The sequence below is a fragment of the Vibrio superstes genome, assembly GCF_003569005.1.
Lineage (GTDB): Bacteria > Pseudomonadota > Gammaproteobacteria > Enterobacterales > Vibrionaceae > Vibrio > Vibrio superstes.
The window spans coordinates 1,159,331-1,178,779 of record NZ_BCUR01000004.1 but is presented as its reverse complement, the minus strand read 5'-3'; the positions used below and the strand labels follow the sequence as shown (position 1 = coordinate 1,178,779).

Annotated in this window: 14 protein-coding genes; 8 read left to right on the top strand and 6 right to left on the bottom strand. The window is 45.9% G+C overall.

Annotated features, from left to right (window positions below):
- Positions 1 to 84: 84 nt before the first annotated feature.
- The 5 genes from D5I41_RS13345 (at position 85) to D5I41_RS13325 (ending at position 6,819) form a co-directional block, all read left to right on the top strand.
- Positions 85 to 1,626, top strand: a complete 1,542-nt coding sequence (locus tag D5I41_RS13345) for a DUF3360 family protein (RefSeq protein WP_119010201.1) — start codon at positions 85 to 87, stop codon at positions 1,624 to 1,626.
- Between the two features lie 355 nt (positions 1,627 to 1,981).
- Positions 1,982 to 4,258, top strand: a complete 2,277-nt coding sequence (pflB, locus tag D5I41_RS13340; RefSeq protein ID WP_119010200.1) for a formate C-acetyltransferase — start codon at positions 1,982 to 1,984, stop codon at positions 4,256 to 4,258.
- Positions 4,259 to 4,386: 128 nt separating this feature from the next.
- The gene (locus D5I41_RS13335) at positions 4,387 to 5,391 is read left to right on the top strand and encodes a lipid A deacylase LpxR family protein (protein ID WP_119010199.1); all 1,005 of its coding nucleotides are present in this window, start codon (positions 4,387 to 4,389) and stop codon (positions 5,389 to 5,391) included.
- A 130-nt stretch (positions 5,392 to 5,521) separates the two neighbouring features.
- The gene (gene pflA, locus D5I41_RS13330) at positions 5,522 to 6,256 is read left to right on the top strand and encodes a pyruvate formate lyase 1-activating protein (protein WP_017030881.1); all 735 of its coding nucleotides are present in this window, start codon (positions 5,522 to 5,524) and stop codon (positions 6,254 to 6,256) included.
- 62 nt (positions 6,257 to 6,318) lie between these two features.
- The gene (locus D5I41_RS13325) at positions 6,319 to 6,819 is read left to right on the top strand and encodes a YfbU family protein (protein WP_119010198.1); all 501 of its coding nucleotides are present in this window, start codon (positions 6,319 to 6,321) and stop codon (positions 6,817 to 6,819) included.
- 373 nt (positions 6,820 to 7,192) lie between these two features.
- On the opposite strand, the gene D5I41_RS13320 is transcribed toward D5I41_RS13325, so the two are convergent.
- Positions 7,193 to 7,936, bottom strand: coding sequence for a MipA/OmpV family protein (locus tag D5I41_RS13320; protein WP_119010197.1), 744 nt, complete (start codon positions 7,934 to 7,936; stop codon positions 7,193 to 7,195).
- Positions 7,937 to 8,141: 205 nt separating this feature from the next.
- On the opposite strand from D5I41_RS13320, the gene D5I41_RS13315 reads away from it, so the two are divergent.
- The 3 genes from D5I41_RS13315 to D5I41_RS13305 all read left to right on the top strand — a co-directional run bounded on the left by D5I41_RS13315 (position 8,142) and on the right by D5I41_RS13305 (position 13,085).
- Positions 8,142 to 10,076, top strand: a complete 1,935-nt coding sequence (locus D5I41_RS13315; protein WP_017030883.1) for a PrkA family serine protein kinase — start codon at positions 8,142 to 8,144, stop codon at positions 10,074 to 10,076.
- A 187-nt stretch (positions 10,077 to 10,263) separates the two neighbouring features.
- Positions 10,264 to 11,535 carry a YeaH/YhbH family protein gene (locus D5I41_RS13310; protein ID WP_119010196.1) on the top strand — a complete coding sequence of 424 codons (1,272 nt, stop codon included), beginning with the start codon at positions 10,264 to 10,266 and terminating at the stop codon, positions 11,533 to 11,535.
- A 23-nt stretch (positions 11,536 to 11,558) separates the two neighbouring features.
- Positions 11,559 to 13,085: a SpoVR family protein gene (locus tag D5I41_RS13305; protein ID WP_119010195.1), complete on the top strand. Its 1,527-nt coding sequence runs from the start codon at positions 11,559 to 11,561 to the stop codon at positions 13,083 to 13,085.
- A 363-nt stretch (positions 13,086 to 13,448) separates the two neighbouring features.
- Here D5I41_RS13305 and kdsB read toward each other — a convergent pair whose 3' ends face one another.
- The 5 genes from kdsB to D5I41_RS13275 are packed head-to-tail and all read right to left on the bottom strand — an operon-like array spanning position 13,449 to position 19,446.
- Entirely contained in the window at positions 13,449 to 14,195 is a 747-nt protein-coding gene (gene kdsB / locus D5I41_RS13295; protein ID WP_119010193.1) for a 3-deoxy-manno-octulosonate cytidylyltransferase, read from the bottom strand.
- Position 14,196: 1 nt separating this feature from the next.
- Complete coding sequence (locus tag D5I41_RS13290; RefSeq protein ID WP_017029737.1) at positions 14,197 to 14,376, bottom strand: Trm112 family protein; 180 nt, start codon at positions 14,374 to 14,376, stop codon at positions 14,197 to 14,199.
- Complete coding sequence (lpxK, locus tag D5I41_RS13285) at positions 14,366 to 15,364, bottom strand: tetraacyldisaccharide 4'-kinase (protein ID WP_119010192.1); 999 nt, start codon at positions 15,362 to 15,364, stop codon at positions 14,366 to 14,368. The genes D5I41_RS13290 and lpxK overlap by 11 nt, the downstream gene beginning before the upstream one ends.
- Positions 15,365 to 15,367: 3 nt before the next feature.
- Complete coding sequence (msbA, locus tag D5I41_RS13280) at positions 15,368 to 17,116, bottom strand: lipid A ABC transporter ATP-binding protein/permease MsbA (RefSeq protein ID WP_119010191.1); 1,749 nt, start codon at positions 17,114 to 17,116, stop codon at positions 15,368 to 15,370.
- Between the two features lie 32 nt (positions 17,117 to 17,148).
- Positions 17,149 to 19,446 (bottom strand): DNA internalization-related competence protein ComEC/Rec2, encoded by a 2,298-nt coding sequence (locus D5I41_RS13275; RefSeq protein ID WP_235868917.1) that lies wholly within the window; start codon positions 19,444 to 19,446, stop codon positions 17,149 to 17,151.
- Positions 19,447 to 19,449: the final 3 nt, after the last annotated feature.

Sequence of the window (19,449 nt, the reverse complement as noted above, 5' to 3'; positions counted from 1 at the left end):
AGAAATTACGCCGTCGCAAATGATTCACGCGAACGTGTCAAATTAACCCAGATTTATTTCTACCTATAAGTTAACGAGGATTTTATGTCCGACGCTGTCAACAACAAGCAGTCTGAAGCTGAAGAAAAAAGCTATTCAGAACTGCATAAACCAGCCTCTGAATTCGCAAGCCGTTCTGATTACTTAGATCACGAACTACAAATCATGAAGCCTCGCCGCTTCCGTTTGAACCTTCCTGGTCGTGATTTCCGCTTTGAACTAGAAGATTTAGTTCCAGCTCTAGCAGGTACTATCGGCATTATTGCAATGTACTCTGCTGTAATGATGTCTTGGGCTGATGGCCTAACTCAAGCATGGGACCACGTTAACCTAGGCAAAGAGTTCGCTATTGAAGTCGCTCGTGTAGAGATGCTTATCCCTGCGCTTTTATTCTGTATCCTTGCTTCTGGCTTCTTTAACCCTAGAGCTAACTTGGCCGGTAACCACGGTCCAATGATTCCTCTTATCGGTTCTATTGCACTTGCAGGTGCTCACCCTCTAGCGCTAGCTATTCTTCTTGGTATCTTCGGTTTATTGCTTAGCTTCTTTAAGGGTGGCTCGAAACTCGTTAACCTCACCTCAGAGGGTACCGCCGGCGGTCTATTGATCTTCCTCGGCTTTACCGGAACCATGAGCCAGATTGGTGATATACAATCTTGGGCTGTAGGTCTTCAGTCTGCTGACATAGCCGCTGGTAGCCTTGGCTACATTGGCCTAGTCGTTCTTGGCATCAACATCGCTATCTACGCTTACCTAGCTAAGATTGGTATGCGCTGGTTAGCAATCCCTGTTTGTGCTATCGCGGGCCTAATTATTGCCCTTGGTCTAGGCGCAGGTTTTGACCTTACGTTCGAAACCCAAATGGGTATCCCTAACCTAAACCCTGTTTACTGGTGGGGCAGCACAGAGCAAGGTTGGCAGTTAGGTCTTCCTAATGTTGCTCACTTTGTTGCATCTCTACCGTTTGCAATTCTTGCAGTAGCAATGTGGTCACCTGACTTCCTAGGTCACCGTATCTTCCAAGAATTGAACTACCCTAAAAAGACTGAAAAAGTACTTATGGACGTAGATGACACTATGACCATGTGTTCTGTTCGTCAGATTGTCGGTACTGCAGTGGGTGGTGGTAACATCACTTCATCTTGGGGTACATACATGATCCCAGCTGCGATTGCTAAACGTCCAATTCCAGGCGGCGCAATCTTGCTAGGTGCGATGTGTATTGTTGTTGCAATCCTTGGTTTCCCAATGGATGTTGCAGTATGGCCTCCAGTGATGCGTATTGCGCTTCTTGTAGGTGTATTCCTACCGCTTCTAGAAGCCGGTATGCAGATGGTTAGAGAAACCAAAGACTCACAAGCGGCGGGTATCTGTATCTTTGCTGCTGTAGTGACTAACCCAGTTCTTGCTTGGGCTCTGACTATGTTCTTGGACAACAACGGCCTTATCGGTGACAAAGAGCGTTCTTCACGTCTATCTTTCGCTGATAAAATCATCATCCCTGTTGGCGTATTCGTAGTATGTCTAATCGCGATGCTGGCTGTAGGTATGCTTGAGCCACAATACGGCTTGAAAGCGTTCCTGTAATGCAAAATCAAGGGTAGTGCTAGCGCACTACCCTTTGTTGCAATTTAGAGTTTGATTACTGGGTAAAAGTCGTCTAAAAATTTGTAATACTTTTGAGTAATGTCAACAAAGTGAAACTGAGTTCAAAGATTGCAAAAAAACGCTTTTATTAATTTAGTTTAAAACTTATAATTATTTTTGAAGATTGACTTGTTTGTTGTTTGGTTCGTACCAATATGAATAAGTATTAGGTTGATACTAAACTTATCCATATTGTTATTAATCTTAAGTGTGCTGTGTCGCTTGCGACACTTAGCTGCTCAATTTTGGGTAGTGGGACGGCACGTGTTTTTGCTACTAATAAGGTAGGTACATCATGGCAGAGCAATTTGCTAAAGCTTGGGAAGGTTTTGCGGCAGGTGACTGGCAAAACGACGTAAACGTTCGTGATTTCATTCAAAAGAACTACACGCCATATGAAGGCGATGAGTCTTTCCTAGTAACTGAAGGCACTGAAGCGACTAACACGCTTTGGGCTAAAGTTATGGAAGGCATCAAGCAAGAGAACAGCACCCACGCTCCTGTAGATTTCGATACTTCTGTTATCTCTACCATCACGTCTCACGACGCTGGTTACATCAACAAAGATCTTGAAACTATCGTTGGTCTTCAAACTGAAGCACCACTTAAGCGCGCTCTTATCCCTAACGGTGGTATCCGTATGGTTGCGGGTTCGTGCAAAGCATACGATCGTGAACTGGATCCAGAAGTTAACAAAATCTACTCTGAATACCGTAAAACTCACAATGCTGGTGTTTTCGATGTTTACACTCCTGACATCCTAAAATGTCGTAAGTCTGGTGTACTAACTGGTCTTCCAGATGCATACGGCCGTGGTCGTATCATCGGTGATTACCGTCGCGTTGCTCTTTACGGAATTGACTTCCTAATGAAGAACAAAGCTGCACAGTTCCACTCTACTCAAGAGAAACTGGAAAGCGGTGAAGACCTTCAATTGACTATGCAACTGCGCGAAGAATTGCAAGAGCAATACCGTGCACTTGGTCAAATGAAAGAAATGGCAGCTAAGTACGGCTGTGATATCTCTGAGCCAGCTCAAACTGCTCAAGAAGCTATCCAGTGGACTTACTTCGGCTACCTAGCAGCGGTTAAATCTCAAAACGGCGCGGCTATGTCTCTTGGTCGTACTTCTTCTTTCCTTGATATCTACCTAGAGCGTGACATTGCTGCTGGTAACATCACTGAAGTAGAAGCTCAAGAAATGATCGACCACTTCGTAATGAAGCTACGTATGGTTCGTTTCCTACGTACTCCTGAATACGATGAGTTGTTCTCTGGTGACCCAATCTGGGCAACAGAATCAATGGGTGGTATGGGTCTTGACGGACGTACGCTAGTTACTCGTTCTAACTTCCGTTTCCTAAACAGCCTATACACCATGGGTCCAAGCCCAGAGCCGAACATCACTGTTCTTTGGTCTGAGCAACTACCTGACGGCTTTAAGCGTTTCTGTGCGAAGGTATCTATCGATACTTCTTCAATCCAGTACGAAAACGACGACCTAATGCGTCCTGACCTAGAATCTGACGACTACGCAATCGCATGTTGTGTATCTCCAATGATTGTTGGTAAGCAAATGCAGTTCTTCGGCGCTCGTGCAAACCTTGCTAAAACACTACTTTACGTTATCAACGGTGGTGTGGATGAGAAACTTAAGATCCAAGTGGGTCCTAAGATGCCTAAGATCACTGATGAAGTACTTGACTACGCTGACGTGTGGGACAAGATGGATCACTTCATGGATTGGCTAGCTACACAATACGTGACTGCACTAAACGCAATCCACTACTCACACGACAAGTACAGCTACGAAGCAGCTCTTATGGCTCTTCATGACCGTGACGTTGCTCGCACAATGGCTTGTGGTATTGCTGGTCTATCTGTTGCTGCTGACTCACTAGCTGCTATTAAGTACGCTAAAGTAAGCCCAGTTCGTGACGAAGATGGCATCGCTATCGACTTCAACATCGAAGGCGACTACCCGAAATTCGGTAACAACGATGCTCGCGTAGATGACATTGCATGTGAAATTGTTTCTGTATTCATGAACAAGATCCGTAAGCTTAAGACTTACCGTAACGCTCGTCCTACTCAGTCTATCCTGACTATCACTTCAAACGTGGTATACGGCAAGAAGACGGGTAACACGCCTGACGGTCGTCAAGCTGGTGCTCCTTTCGCTCCTGGTGCTAACCCAATGCACGGTCGCGATGAAAAAGGTGCGGTAGCGTCTCTAACTTCAGTAGGTAAACTACCATTTGCTGATGCACAAGACGGTATCTCTTACACCTTCTCTATCGTGCCTAACGCACTAGGTAAAGAAGAAAGCAGCCAACGCGCTAACCTTGCTGGTCTTATGGATGGTTACTTCCACCATGAGTCTGACATTGAAGGTGGTCAACACCTTAACGTTAACGTTCTAAACCGTGAAACTCTAGAAGACGCTGTTAAGAACCCAGAGAAGTACCCTCAGCTAACTATCCGTGTATCGGGTTACGCTGTGCGTTTCAACTCTCTAACTGCAGAACAGCAGAAAGACGTTATCGCTCGTACTTTCACTGAGTCTCTATAAGTTTTAAAACTTTAGACTGAGTCGCAAGATATAACGAAAACCCCGCCTCGGCGGGGTTTTTTATTACCTAAATTTGTAATAAGCTTCATAGCCACGAGACAGGATGTTTAGATCAAACACGGAGTAGTATGTCCCACTTTTCAACCAACGCGCGTTTGTTACTAGCGTGCTCTTTTGCATGTGCGTCCAATTTCGCTTTTGCCGAATCCGATAGCTCTTTTTATATCGGTATAGATAACGACAGTATCGTTACCACAGATAAAGATTACTCTAACGGGTTATTCTTAGTTTATTCCAGCGACTTTAGTATTGAGCCCAACAGTTTTTTTGACTCTCTTCCTGGCTCTCACTTTAAATTCGATCCAACGGGTACCACAAAGCACAAATACAGCATCGAGCTTGGGCAGAAAATGTGGACCCCCGAAGATATTGAGGATCCCAACCCGATCCCAGACGAACGCCCTTATGCCGGTCTTCTTTACGTTTCCTCCACTCTCTACTCCATCTCGCCTTCAAGCGTGAGTGCCTATAGCCTAATGTTCGGTACAGTAGGCCCAAACGCCTATGCTGAAGAAACTCAAAAGTTTGTTCATAGCATCATTAAGTCCGAGGACCCTCAAGGCTGGGACAACCAAATCGATAATCAGTTGGTGTTAAACCTTGGCTATCACAGAACCGACAAGTTGTATCAATCCGAACCGAGTGGCAATACTACCCATGAGATAAGCGTACCTAGTCGAATATTGGGTGGTAATTATCGCAGTGAGGTAGCAGGCGGTGTAATGTGGCGCTGGGGTACGGGTCTAAATCAGAGCTTTGGTAGTGCGAAGGTGAGTAATGAATCCACTATAGACCCAGGCTTGATCGTACAAAATAAAACCGGCTGGTACATGTTTGCCGGTGTCGAAGGACGAGTGCGCTTCAACGACATCACTATCGACGGCGATCGTCCAGATGACGGTATTACCGCCAGCGAAGTAGAGCATTTACAAGGCACTGCCAGCGTGGGTTTAGCCGGATTTTATCGAGGATGGGGAGCCAGTTTAGCCATCTCGAGTAAGAGCCGAGATTATCAAGAGGATGATAAAGGCGTGCACACCAACGGTTCACTTGCCTTGTTTTACTTATTCTAGATTGAGCCTTGAATGTAATACGTAAAAATCTATGAATATTCACGGCTTTATCTGGTCTCTGGTCTAGGTAATGATCCCTGTTTGTAATACACTTATCACATTCGCAAAATGATCAGAATTGAGAAAATCTATGAAAGGCAGAATTCACTCATTTGAGTCTTGTGGTACTGTTGACGGCCCGGGCATTCGCTTTATCGTGTTCTTGCAAGGCTGCTTGATGCGTTGCATGTACTGCCACAACCGCGATACATGGGACACTCATGACGGTAAAGAAATTACCGTCGATGAACTGGTCAAAGAGGCAACTTCATATCGCCACTTTATGAACGCGTCTGGCGGCGGTGTCACCTGTTCAGGAGGTGAGGCAATGCTTCAACCTGAGTTTGTTCGTGACTTTTTCCGCAGAGCGCAAGCTGAAGGCATCCATACCTGCCTAGATACCAATGGTTATATCCGCAAGCATACTGATGTGGTCGATGAAGTGTTAGAAGCGACTGATCTTGTTATGCTCGATCTCAAGCATATGAAAGATGAAATCCACCAAGATTTTATCGGTGTATCCAATAAACGTACTCTAGATTTCGCTCGCTACTTGCACAAAATTGGCCAAACAACTTGGATTCGTTACGTAATCGTTCCTGGCTACACTGACGATGACGAATCTGCACACATGCTTGGCGAGTTTATTAAAGATATGGACAACATCGAGAAGGTAGAGCTACTACCCTACCACAAACTCGGTGCGCACAAATGGGAAGCGCTCGGTTACGATTACCCTCTAGAGGGTACAGAGCCACCATCGAAAGAAACAATGGACAAGATTGTCGGTATTCTTAGTCAGTACAACGACAACGTTAAATACTAACTTTGTACTTAGCCAATTTGTGGCACTACAGTACTTTTAGATCTCATTAAGGAAACCTATCTATGGAAATGACCAACGCACAGCGTTTGATCCTTTCGAACCAATACTACCTAATGTCTAAGCTTTCTCCAGAAAACAAAGACAAGTACGAGCGTCTACAAAAAATCGTTGAGCGTGGCTACGGTCTGCAAATGCGTGAACTAGATAAAGACTTTGGTGCAATCAGCGAGAGTGAATGTCGTGAAGTCATCGACATCATGGAGATGTACCACGCGATGCAAGAGTCGTTCAACATGCTGGCTACCTCAGAGCAAGCGAACGTGGACAAGCGTCGCCTTATGTTCCTAGGCTTTGATATCGCAACTGAAGCAAGCATCGTAAACTACGTGCGCTTCCTAACTGAATCAGAGGGCCTTTACCCTCAGTTCGACAAAGCGGATCACCACTTCAACAGCCAAATGCCGATGCTAGACAAGTACCGCCGCATGCTGACAACTTGGCGCAACTGCCCACGTCAATACCACTTATGTGCTACTGAGATCACTCAGATCTTTAACGCATAACATCTACTGATAGCCTTTATTTCGTCATCCCCCGAATGTTCTTATCGGGGGATCTCGCTAATCCAGAGATTGCCGATAAGAGACTTCGGCAATGACGTTTTTCACTAGGCTAGTAACCTGCACAGAAGGCAACCCTAGTCATCCTCGAGCGCTCCTATCGAGGATCTATAAACGCACAAGCTAAAGATTGCCTATGAGAGACCTCGGCAATGACACGTTTTCCTAGGCTAGTCGCGTATACAAAGGTCAATCCAGTCATCCTCGAGCGCTCCTATCGAGGTTCTATAAACGTACAAGCCTAAGATTGCCGATAAGAGACCTCGGCAATGACGTCTCCAGGATTAGGTGTGTATGAAAGTTAGGCTATCAGCTGTCAGAACGCATAGACTAAGCCAATATTTACAGAGAACGAATCTGTATCTTCTAACAATGGACTGTCTTCTAAGTCCCCTTCTAGATTGGTATAGCGTACCCCTGCCGTTCCAACGATATGCTCAGTAAACTTAAACAATCCTCGTAAACCCAAAAAGAACTGCCCATCTCCATCTGGAGAAAACTCATCTAATCCATTAATTCGATCTGCCTCTGATTGAGAGACTCCGTACAAGTGATTATTCAGTTTTGATGAATTCCACGAGTAACCGATAGAGGGCGTAAGCATCCAGCGCTTAGTACGAATTGGCATACTGTAAACCGTTTCTGCGTATAACCCATCATGAACACCAGCAACATCGCCAGCAACAGTGAGCTGTATCTGACCGATAGAGCGGTTGGCATACTGATAACTGATGCCCCCTAGCCCAGTACTCTTTCGCTTATCCACTTGGCGAATGATGGGGTCATCTGAGTCAGAAGGTTGCAGGGTTCTAGGGTCATAGGCTAGACGAAAGATGAGGTTGTGTGGAGAACGGCGTTCCCAAACTCGATATCCGGCGGTAAAACCACGCAGATAAAGGTGTTCTCCTTCATATCCGATAACAGGGATCACAACCTGATTAGAGGGCGTATCCTTATAAACCGCAGGCGAATATGAGGCACCAACACCCAAAGACCACCCTGCTATTGCAGGGCTAGATGACAGAGCCAGAAGCGCGGCCGAAAATCCAATCCATTTCAAAGGCAAATCCTTTTGCGTCAATGTTGTAATTTTGTTGCTTATTTACAGGTCTTATAATACACACATATTGATAGTCGGTTTAGTGCTAAATAATGAAAAAGTTATTATATTTCAAGCAAATCTGTTTTTTCATGTCTAGGATTAAAGTTGGGATAAGCGTAACGATTGGCTTGGGTCTTATAACATTTTAAAGGGGATTTTTGTTATGAGTATTTTTGAACATTTTCAGCACAGATACGAAGCTGCAAAGGAAGAAGAGCTCTCGATTCAGGAGTTTTTGTCATTGTGTCGCGAAGACAAAATGGCATATGCAAACTCTGCTGAGCGTCTTTTGCATGCTATTGGCGAACCGGAACTGATTGATACTGCTCTGGATCCTCGCTTAAGTCGCATTTTTTCAAACCGCGTCATAGCAAGGTATAAAACCTTTAAAGACTTTTATGGCATGGAAGATGCTATAGAGCAAATCGTCTCTTATCTTAAGCATGCAGCGCAAGGCTTAGAAGAGAAGAAGCAAATTTTGTACCTACTTGGCCCTGTTGGTGGTGGTAAATCATCGCTGGCCGAGAAGTTAAAAGCGCTAATGCAACAAGCACCTATTTATGTGTTGTCCGCCGATGGGGAACGCAGCCCAGTCAATGACCATCCATTCTGCCTATTCGATCCATCTGAAGACGCCGAAATACTGCGTAGTGAATATGGCATAGATAAACGCTACCTACGTTCCATAATGTCACCATGGGCAGCAAAACGTCTGCACGAATTCGGTGGTGATATATCGAAATTTAAAGTCATCAAATTACGCCCTTCTATTTTAGACCAAATTGGTGTGGCTAAAACCGAACCCGGTGATGAGAACAACCAAGATATCTCGTCTCTTGTGGGTAAGGTCGATATTCGCAAACTTGAACACTTCTCTCAAGATGATCCGGATGCCTACAGCTACTCCGGCGCATTGTGTAAGGCCAACCAAGGCTTGATGGAATTTGTAGAGATGTTCAAGGCACCAATCAAGGTTCTACACCCACTGCTAACCGCGACTCAGGAAGGCAACTTTAACGGTACCGAAGGACTGTCCGCACTGCCGTTTGATGGAATGATTTTGGCTCACTCCAATGAATCCGAGTGGACCACATTCCGCAACAACAAAAACAATGAGGCATTTCTTGACCGTGTTTACATCGTGAAGGTCCCTTACTGCTTGCGAGTTTCTGAGGAAGTGAAAATCTACGAGAAACTACTGCAAAACAGTGAGTTAACTAATGCACCTTGTGCGCCTAGCACCCTAGATATGCTGGCACAATTTAGTATCCTTTCTCGCCTGAAAGACCCAGAGAACTCTTCTGTGTTTAGTAAAATGCGAGTCTATGATGGTGAGACATTAAAAGACACCGATCCTAAAGCGAAGAGTCACCAAGAGTACAAAGACTTTGCAGGAGTCGATGAGGGGATGGCAGGGCTTTCTACCCGTTTCGCCTTTAAGATCCTGTCTCGAGTATTTAACTTTGACCAGACTGAGGTTGCCGCAAACCCAGTGCACCTCTTCTATGTCATTGAGCAGCAAGTGGAAAGAGAGCAGTTCCCTCAAGAGCAAGCCGAGCGTTATCTTGAGTTCTTGAAAGGCTTCTTGGTGCCTCGATATGTTGAGTTTATTGGTAAAGAGATCCAAACGGCTTACCTAGAATCGTACTCTGAATATGGACAGAACATCTTTGATCGCTACGTCACCTACGCTGACTTCTGGATTCAAGATCAAGAGTATCGCGATCCTGAGACAGGGCAACTATTTGACCGCTCATCGCTCAATGGAGAACTAGAAAAAATTGAGAAAACAGCGGGTATCAGTAACCCGAAAGACTTCCGAAACGAAATCGTAAACTTTGTTCTGAGGGCTCGCGCCAACAATGGTGGCACTAACCCTGTTTGGACAAGTTACGAGAAGCTTCGCACTGTTATTGAGAAGAAAATGTTCTCCAATACGGAAGAGCTGCTCCCTGTTATCTCGTTTAATGCAAAAACCTCTACCGAGGATCAGAAGAAACACGACGACTTTGTTAATCGCATGATGGAGAAAGGCTACACAGAGAAGCAAGTTCGCTTGCTATCTGAATGGTACTTGCGAGTACGTAAGTCTTCTTAATAGATAGAGTGACGTTAACCCTGTCACTCCGTGGACACTATGCCCTCTTTATTGCGTATGAGCAGTTGGGGGCATTGATGCAACTTAGGTTGTGGCGCAAGGATCATACGCGTATGACTCGACTGGTAATGTCGACTCAACAGTGGGTTGTACGAGTATCACCATGTAGGACTTATTGAGGTGGCGCATGGCTCAATTTATTGACCGAAGGCTCAATGGCAAGAATAAAAGCACTGTTAATCGACAGCGCTTTATTCGCCGACATAAGCAAAAAATTAAAGAAGCCGTTTCTGATGCGGTAAATCGTCGCTCGATTACGGATACCGATAACGGCGAGGATATTACCCTCCCTAAAAGTGACATTACCGAACCTGCCTTTCATCAAGGTCAAGGTGGGCGTCGCGAACGTGTTCACCCAGGTAACGATCAATTTATCCGTGGAGACAAGATAGAACGCCCTCCAGGGGGCGGTGGTCAAGGGGGCTCTGGTGACGGAGACGCTAGCCCTGACGGCGAAGGCCAAGATGAATTTATATTCCAAATATCAAAAGACGAGTATCTAGACATTCTGTTTGAAGATCTCGCGCTGCCAAACCTTAAGAAAAACCAAGTTAACCGCATCACTGAATGGAAAACCCATCGAGCGGGTTACCAAACCGCTGGTATTCCCTCCAACATAGCCGTCGTTCGCTCGCTACAACAATCTCTGGCGCGACGCACTGCAATGTCCGCTGGTAAGAAACGTAAACTCCGTGAGTTAGAAGATGAACTGACTTCCCTAAAAAATTGTGAGCCAGCAAAACCACTGCAAGAAAAAAGCATCAAGGAAGAAATAGAAGAGATTCGCGCTCAAATGAGGCGGGTGCCATTTATTGACACCTTCGACCTGCGCTTCAAAAACTATGAAAAACGCCCTATCCCATCCAGCCAGGCGGTAATGTTCTGCTTAATGGATGTATCCGGCTCAATGGATCAAGCCACTAAAGACATCGCTAAGCGCTTTTATGTCCTGTTGTATATGTTCCTTAATCGCACCTATGAGAACGTAGAAGTGGTGTTTATACGCCATCATACTCAAGCAAAAGAGGTGGATGAGCACGAGTTTTTCTATTCGCAAGAAACCGGTGGAACCATTGTCTCCAGTGCTTTAAAACTGATGGATGAGATTGTCAAAGAGCGCTATCCCACCAATCAATGGAATATCTACGCGGCACAAGCATCCGACGGCGATAACTGGGCTGACGATTCTCCAAGGTGTAAGAAGTTGCTCACTGAAGCCCTATTGCCAATTTGCCAGTACTACTCATACATAGAGATCACGCGTCGAAGTCATCAAACCTTGTGGCACGAATACGAAAAGCTAGAGTCGCAGTTTGATAATTTTGCTATGAAAAATATCCGAGCGGTGGAAGATATCTTCCCTGTATTTAGGGAGCTGTTCCAGAAGGAACATAGCTAAGGGAATACGAGTAAGGATGCGCTATGACAGCAGAAGTTAAATCCAAGACATTGCCTGACGGTCCCGATTGGACCTTCAATTTGCTGGAAGAGTACCACCAGCAAATAAAGCGTGTCGCTAAACACTACAAGCTAGACACCTATCCCAATCAAATTGAGGTCATTACTGCCGAGCAGATGATGGATGCCTATTCCAGTATTGGCATGCCTATTAACTACCACCACTGGTCATTTGGTAAGAAATTCATACAGACCGAACAAAACTATAAGCATGGTCAGATGGGGCTTGCCTACGAGATCGTCATCAACTCGGATCCCTGTATTGCCTACTTAATGGAAGAAAACACTGTCACTATGCAGGCTTTGGTCATGGCTCACGCAAGCTATGGCCACAACTCATTTTTTAAGGGCAACTACTTGTTCAAGACCTGGACTGACGCCAGTTCGATCATCGACTACCTGATTTTTGCTCGAAACTACATCAGCAACTGCGAAGAGAAATACGGCGTTGATGAGGTAGAAAAGCTACTCGATTCTTGTCATGCATTAATGAATTACGGTGTTGATAGGTATAAGCGCCCTGAGAAGATCTCCATCGCCGAAGAGACTATCCGACAGCAAGAGCGCGAGCAGTATCTGCAATCACAGGTCAACGAACTGTGGAGGACCGTTCCAAAATCCGTTGACAGTGCAGAGATTGAGAAGAAGCGCTTCCCCTCAGAGCCACAAGAAAACATTCTGTATTTTATTGAGAAGCATGCGCCCCTGTTAGAGTCATGGCAGCGTGAAATTGTGCGCATCGTGCGTAAAGTCAGCCAATACTTCTATCCGCAGAAGCAGACCCAAGTGATGAACGAAGGTTGGGCGACCTTCTGGCATTACAGTATTCTCAATCACCTGTATGACGAAGGGTTAGTCTCCGATAAGTTCATGCTGGAGTTCTTGCACAGCCATACCAGCGTCGTTGCCCAGCCAGCCTACAATAGCCCGTACTTTAGTGGAATTAACCCTTATGCCTTGGGTTTTGCCATGTTCCAAGACATCCGTCGAATCTGTGAAGAGCCCACCGACGAAGATAGAGAGTGGTTCCCAGATTTAGCAGGCAGTGACTGGTTAGAAGCTGTGCATTTTGCGATGCAGAACTTCAAGGACGAGAGCTTTATCAGCCAGTATTTATCTCCAAAGCTTATCCGCGAATTTAAGTTCTTTGCCATCAAAGACGATGACAGGAAGAACTACATTGAGATTGATGCCATCCATGACGAAATGGGCTACAAGGAAATCAGAGAAAAGCTAGCCGCTCAATACAATCTAAGCAACCTAGAGCCCAATATTCAGGTATGGAATGTCGATGTGCGAGGTGATCGCTCTCTAACGCTACAACACATCCCCCATCAACGCATTCCGCTAGACAAGAGCTACGATGATGTTCTTAAGCATCTGTATCGACTATGGGGCTTTGATGTCATTTTGGAAGAGCTTAAAGAATCGGGTCACAGAGACGTGCTCGCCTCTTGCCCAAAACGCACTGATTTTGGTAAAAATATCTAGGGTCTGTTGGCCTTAGATACTTTTACCACGCTCAAAACGAAAAAGGGAAACAGCAAACTGTTTCCCTTTTCTATATCTAGGGTCTGTTGACCTTTTGAGGTTATTTTTGTAGCGATTTGTTGGGTATTAATACAAGGCAGTCGCTTTTAGGTGTGGGGTTCCACATGAAAAGTGACTGCCTTGTATTAATGCCCAACAAAGCGCTACCCGAAGGGCTCGGCAAGAAGGGCTCGTCCAGAAGCCATTTACTCTTCGTTGAGCGACTCTTGCTTAGATGACTAGGCGGCAAGTCCCTCGCCTTGATTAAATGGCTTCTGGTCGAGCAAAATTTAATCGCAAAAGGTCAACAGACCCTAGTAAAACCTAGCTTAACAGTGCTCTTACTGCTTCTAAGTCTTCTGGCGTATCTACACCTGGTGGCGGTGTTTGTTTGGCCAGAGCAACATGGATTTTTTCGCCGTACCAAAGCACGCGTAACTGCTCGAGGCTTTCTATCTTTTCAAGGGCAGAGGGTGCCCAGTTGATGTATTTATTGATAAAGCCAGCACGATAAGCATAGATACCAATGTGACGCATTAGGGGTTGGTTTAGCTGAGATTTATCATCAGCAAACTGGTCCCTGTCCCAAGGTATGGTTGCACGGCTAAAGTAGAGTGCATAGCCTTGGTTATCTATCACCACCTTCACCGCATTAGGGTTGAATGCTTCTTCTGCATCCTCAATAGCAACCCCAAGTGTCGCCATTGGCGCCGTAGAAGCGGCCAGATTATCGGCAACCTGAGCGATTACTACGGGTGGAATCAAGGGCTCGTCTCCCTGCACATTCACCACAATATGGTCCGGTGCAATTCCCATCTTCTCCACTACCTCAGCCAAGCGTTCGGTGCCCGATTCGTGGTCAGGTGAGGTCATGCAAACCGTACCACCAAACCCAGCCGCCACATCCGCCACACGCTGGTCGTCGGTAGCAATAATCACCTGATCAGCACCAGCCTGAATCGCCTGTCGATACACGTGCTCGATCATTGGTTTTCCGCAGATATCCGCCAGGGGTTTACCCGGCAAACGCGTTGATTGATATCGCGCAGGAATGATAACGGTAAATGACATCTTAACGCCCCTCGTCCATTGAGATTGAGCGAGCTTCAGGCTCAAGGAGTACAGGAATTCCCTCTTTGATTGGATAAGCAAGACGATCCAATTTACACACTAGCTCTTGCTTCTCTTTATCAAAAGTCAGCTTTCCTTTGCATACTGGGCATGCAACGATCTCTAACAATCTATGATCCATATTCCTTTAAAACCTCTTGAATTCTATTCATTATTTTATGGCGGTTATCATCACTAATCTGTGCTGACACAGGTAGATACCACCAATTATCATCTGCAAAGTCACGGCATTTAACCGCATCTTTTTCTGTCATTATTAGCTGATGGCCATCGGCAATTAAAGGGGTAATATCCGCCTTTAGCAACGCCTTATGGTCAGCAAATCCTTTGGTCGTGATTACGTTGGCCTTCATTGACTCTAAGGTATCAAAGAACCGTGGGGGGTGACCAATACCGGCTATAGCGGTAAGTGCTCCCAACAGATCAACGGACTTTTTCTCTCCAGTCACAAGATTCACCGCCAGAGACGGCTGCAACGTCATGCCAATTTCCCCAGATTGTGCCTCTCCGCCATTGGTAATGCGAAAGTCCACCGTTTGGAGACGGCTCATCTTCTCTCTTAGGGGCCCTAGAGGAATCAAGTGCTCGTTACCGAAGCGACGCTTACCGTCGATAACAATAAACTCTATATCGCGTTGTAGGGCGTAATGTTGTAGTCCATCATCTGTAACCACAATATCCACGTCGTTCTGTAGCAGATGCTTAACCGCATTCGAACGCACAGGGTCGACCACCACAATCGCCCCGGTGCGCTGAGCAATAAGTTTCGGCTCATCACCACAATGTTTGGTTGGCGTATCCTGACCTACCAGCAAGGGGTAGCTAGGAGCCTTGGCCCCATACCCTCTGGAAACCACACCAACGGTTAAGCCTTGAGCTTGGAGGTTTTCAACCAACCACACCACTACGGGTGTTTTGCCGTTGCCACCCGCGGTGATATTTCCTACCACAACGATAGGAACAGGTGCACGGTAGCTAGGCTTTTTACCTTGCAGATAGTCACGCCTACGCCCTTGGCTAATCACCTTAAAGAGCTGACTTAAAGGCCACAATAGTGGCCAAAATAACCATCGCACAGGGTTAGAGCTAAACCAGAGTAGATGTATCACTAACTAGTCACCGAACTGTATTTTATGCAACTGCGCATAGGCTTCGCCCTTGGCAATTAACTCAGCATGCGTACCGCGCTCAATAATCTCGCCGTTGTCCACAACCAAGATCTCGTCTGCATTTTCGATCGTCGACAAACGGTGCGCAATCACCAGTACTGTTTTATCTTTCTGCAGTTCATCCAGCGCTGCCTGAATAGCTCTCTCTGACTCGGTATCAAGAGCAGAGGTTGCCTCATCTAGGATCAATACTGGAGCATCACGCAGTAGCGCACGAGCTATAGCAACCCTTTGACGTTGGCCGCCAGATAAACTCGCGCCATTTTCACCAATCATAGTATCTAGACCATCAGGCATATTTTTAGTGAACTCAGTTGCGTGAGCTAACTTAGCGGCATGCTCTATTTGCTCACGAGTGAATTCACCCTCAGCGGCATACGCTATGTTGTTGGCAATGGTATCGTTGAACAGGTGAACATTTTGCGAAACAAGACCAAATTGCTCTCGCAAGTTTGTCAACTTGTAGTCGTTAATATTCTCGCCATCAAGGCAAATTTCACCATCATCTACCTCATAAAAACGGGTAAATAAGTTGGCAATGGTACTCTTGCCGGAACCTGAGCGCCCCACTAGAGCGACTGTCTTACCTTGTGGAATAGTAAAATCAATATGAGACAGTGCAGGCTTATCCTTACCCTGATAACTAAAGGTCACATCCTTAACCTCAACCAAACCTTTCGCGCGCTTGATCTCTTTGTCACCAGTATCTTTTTCAGTGTCTAAATCCATTAAAGAGAACAAGGTATGAGCTGCTGCCATACCACGCTGAAACTCTGAGGTCACGTTAGTCAATGATTTTAGAGGCCTCATCATGCCAAACATAGCAGAGAAGATAACCGTAAATGCACCCGGAGTAAGGTCTGCTCTCACTTGCTCAAAGCTTGCCAGATACAGCACCGTCACTAGAGCAAAGGAAGCAATCAACTGAACGATTGGGTTTGCAGCGGCTTGCGCTGTCACCATCTTCATCGTTTGTTGGCGCATTTTATTGCTGACTTGATCGAAGCGGCCACTTTCGACTTCTTGACCACCATAACTCAAAACCACTTTATGGCCTTTAAGCATCTGCTCAGCGGAAGAGGTTACCTGTCCCATTGCCGTTTGCATGTTCTTACTGATCTTACGAAAACGCTTTGAAACGACGCGAATAGCGAAGGCCACAACGGGCGCTACAACAAGAAGTACTAAAGAGAGCTGCCAGCTGTTCCAGAACATTAAGGTAAGCAAGCCGATAATGCTTGCGCCCTCTCTCACTAGATTCACTAAGGCTTTACTGGTGGCGGCCGCGACCTGCTCACTGTCGTAGGTAATGCGAGACAGCAAACCACCGGTAGATTCTCTATCAAAGAAGGGGACTGGCATGTGCATAAAGTGGTTAAAGATAGCGCGTCGCATTAACATAACCACATTGCCCGACACCCAACTCAAGCAATAGGTGGATACAAATCCAGAGAGACCACGCACCACAATCATACCTAGGATGATCATAGGTAAGATTTTAAGGAAATTGGATTCTACATCACCAAAGCCTTCATCAAGCAGTGGCTTTAATAGGGAAATCATATAGGTATCTGCAGCCGCATTGATGATCAGGGCGAACGCTGCAACGAAGAGTCCTAGTTTGTATAAACGAATGTATTTCCACAGGCGTTTAAAGGTTTTCCACGTAGACTCATCTTCAAGTTGTGTCATAAGAATTGCTTTATTTTTTATTCAGTTAATAGTTATTCTACTCCCTTCCGCAAAATCTGCCTATACCAAGCAGCAGTTTGTGGGTTGCGCAGAGTCATAACCTTCACCTCATCACTCAAAAAACGTACAGATACCTGCCCATCGGTACCCGTATTCAGCCATTGGGAGCCAGATTGGCGATACCTATCCACTACAATTTGGTTGGGAAGCGACCAACGTCCCTGCTTAGAAGTTGAGGCTATGGCGATATTTGCATCAACTTTATCGACCAATACTTGAGTTGAAGAGGTACTGCTACCGTGATGAGGCACGATAATCACGTCAGATTGAGCAACATCATCAACCAATTGATACTCTGAAATTGCATCAATATCTCCGGTCAATAACACCGAATAAGTCCCATCAGAGATCCGCATGACGCACGAGTGAGGGTTATAGGCTCTAGAGACTGTCCTCGGAGGCCAAACTATTTCAAACTGCAATCCTTGCCACCACCAGAACTGCCCTTGCATGCAAGGTAGCGTCTTGATGTCTTGTTGAGGAGTAAATACATATCTAGGTAAAAAGCGCGCAATAAGGTGGTTCATGCCACCTTGATGGTCATTGTCCCAATGGCTTATGAAAAGAGCGTCAATGCTAGTACCGCGCTGCACAATTATGGGCTCTACAACCATCTGCGCTATGCTGCCCTCATCCCACCCCGCCCCTGTATCATAGAGAATTGAGCGCTCATCTGACTCTATCAGCACGGCTAAGCCATGACCGACATCCAGCACATCAAGGCGCCATTTTGTATCATTGTTTTCTAATCCAACCATCGCGACATATAGTCCACCGATACATAGGATGAAAACCTGCCGACGATTTCTCACGCAGATGAGAGCGAATAACAAAACTAACCCCAATATATGGCTCTGTGAGGCTTGAAACCATAGGTTAGGATAGACCTGCGTCTTCGAAATTAGCTCTGTCAGCAAACTCAAACCCATATCGGACAATTGAAATAAGCCAAAACCTAATGACTTAGATACGGGGTTTAACAAGATACCGGCAAGCAATAGCGGAACCACAAACAGTGAAACTAGAGGAATAGCGATGGCATTGAACAAGATAGAGAGCCAAGCAACCCCGCCCAACAACCAAGCCGATATTGGCGCTAGCCCTAAACTGAGATAGAGCTGGATTCGAAACCAGGTGTACAGTTTCTTGATGCCTATCTTGCTCTGCTTCTTCTCTTCTTTGCCAACTCGCTGTTCGGGGTTTTGCTTTTCGAGACGGCGTTGATTTGGCCCAATCGCCAGAAAAATAATAATGACGGCCCCAACACTGAGCCAAAGGCTAGAAGATACCGCTGACATGGGTGATAGGGTTAGCACTATTGCCAGGGTCAGCCACAATATTCGCCAGCGACTTAAACGAATCCCAAGAATTAGTGCGGTAGCGGTAATCAGACACATAACCAAGGCGCGTTGTGTGGGTAAACTAAACCCAGCAAGCCACGCGTAAAAGGTTGCCATGCCCACAGCAGACAAAACAGGTAGCCAAAGCCAGGTTGGGATAACAATACGCAAGATATGTCCGCCCCACCAGCCCACCATATAGGCTAGCCCTATGTGCAATCCAGAAATCGCAATCAAGTGCGCAATTCCGGTCCGTTTTAGGTGACTCCATTGCTGATTATCAATGAGAGAGCGTTCCCCAAACAATAGGGCTAAGATTAGTGGTCGAGATTCCAATTGCGCCGTTTGCAGGTAAACATCGTCATACCAACGGCCTCTTAGGTCCGCCTTCTCAATCCGCTGGAGTAGTTTATGCACCCTAGCTTGAGCTATGACTCGCTGCCCAAAATAAAAGCGCTCCGCATCAAAGCCCGCTTCATTGAGCAGGCCGTAAATGGGTTTTATCTCAGCCTCGACACGCCAAATCTCCCCTAGTTTTATATTCTGCGCCAAATCTAAGGGAACTTTGAGTAATAGCAAGCCGGAGAAGTCGGCATCGCAACCATGAATTTGTTCGACGTTAACTACCGAATTTGAAAAGTAAAGATTTGATCTAAATGTGCTGTTCAACTCAACATTTATGGTAATATTCTCAGCGCAATCGAATAAGGTGTTGACGTCTCTTACAAAAACATGACTCTGTACTAGACTAACCACTGATGCCAACGAGACCCCGAGTGCTATTCTTAGTGCTTTAAATCGGCAACAGAACAACACTATGGCAAGTATCGGAACAAGCCACTGCAATTCAGGAAGAGTGTGCCAATACATTGCTGCGACAATCGTCGCTGAGAATGAAATAAGATTCCAGTTACCTAGTAAGAGAGCCATATT

Excerpts from the sequence above, each read along its gene's own strand:
- D5I41_RS13315 (WP_017030883.1), top strand. The coding sequence starts at position 8,142 with ATGAGTATTTTTGAACATTTTCAGCACAGATACGAAGCTGCAAAGGAA.
- kdsB (WP_119010193.1), bottom strand. The coding sequence starts at position 14,195 with ATGTCATTTACCGTTATCATTCCTGCGCGATATCAATCAACGCGTTTG.
- pflB (WP_119010200.1), top strand. The coding sequence starts at position 1,982 with ATGGCAGAGCAATTTGCTAAAGCTTGGGAAGGTTTTGCGGCAGGTGAC.
- D5I41_RS13335 (WP_119010199.1), top strand. The coding sequence starts at position 4,387 with ATGTCCCACTTTTCAACCAACGCGCGTTTGTTACTAGCGTGCTCTTTT.
- D5I41_RS13310 (WP_119010196.1), top strand. The coding sequence starts at position 10,264 with ATGGCTCAATTTATTGACCGAAGGCTCAATGGCAAGAATAAAAGCACT.
- D5I41_RS13345 (WP_119010201.1), top strand. The coding sequence starts at position 85 with ATGTCCGACGCTGTCAACAACAAGCAGTCTGAAGCTGAAGAAAAAAGC.
- D5I41_RS13290 (WP_017029737.1), bottom strand. The coding sequence starts at position 14,376 with ATGGATCATAGATTGTTAGAGATCGTTGCATGCCCAGTATGCAAAGGA.
- D5I41_RS13275 (WP_235868917.1), bottom strand. The coding sequence starts at position 19,446 with ATGGCTCTCTTACTAGGTAACTGGAATCTTATTTCATTCTCAGCGACG.
- D5I41_RS13305 (WP_119010195.1), top strand. The coding sequence starts at position 11,559 with ATGACAGCAGAAGTTAAATCCAAGACATTGCCTGACGGTCCCGATTGG.
- msbA (WP_119010191.1), bottom strand. The coding sequence starts at position 17,116 with ATGACACAACTTGAAGATGAGTCTACGTGGAAAACCTTTAAACGCCTG.
- D5I41_RS13325 (WP_119010198.1), top strand. The coding sequence starts at position 6,319 with ATGGAAATGACCAACGCACAGCGTTTGATCCTTTCGAACCAATACTAC.
- pflA (WP_017030881.1), top strand. The coding sequence starts at position 5,522 with ATGAAAGGCAGAATTCACTCATTTGAGTCTTGTGGTACTGTTGACGGC.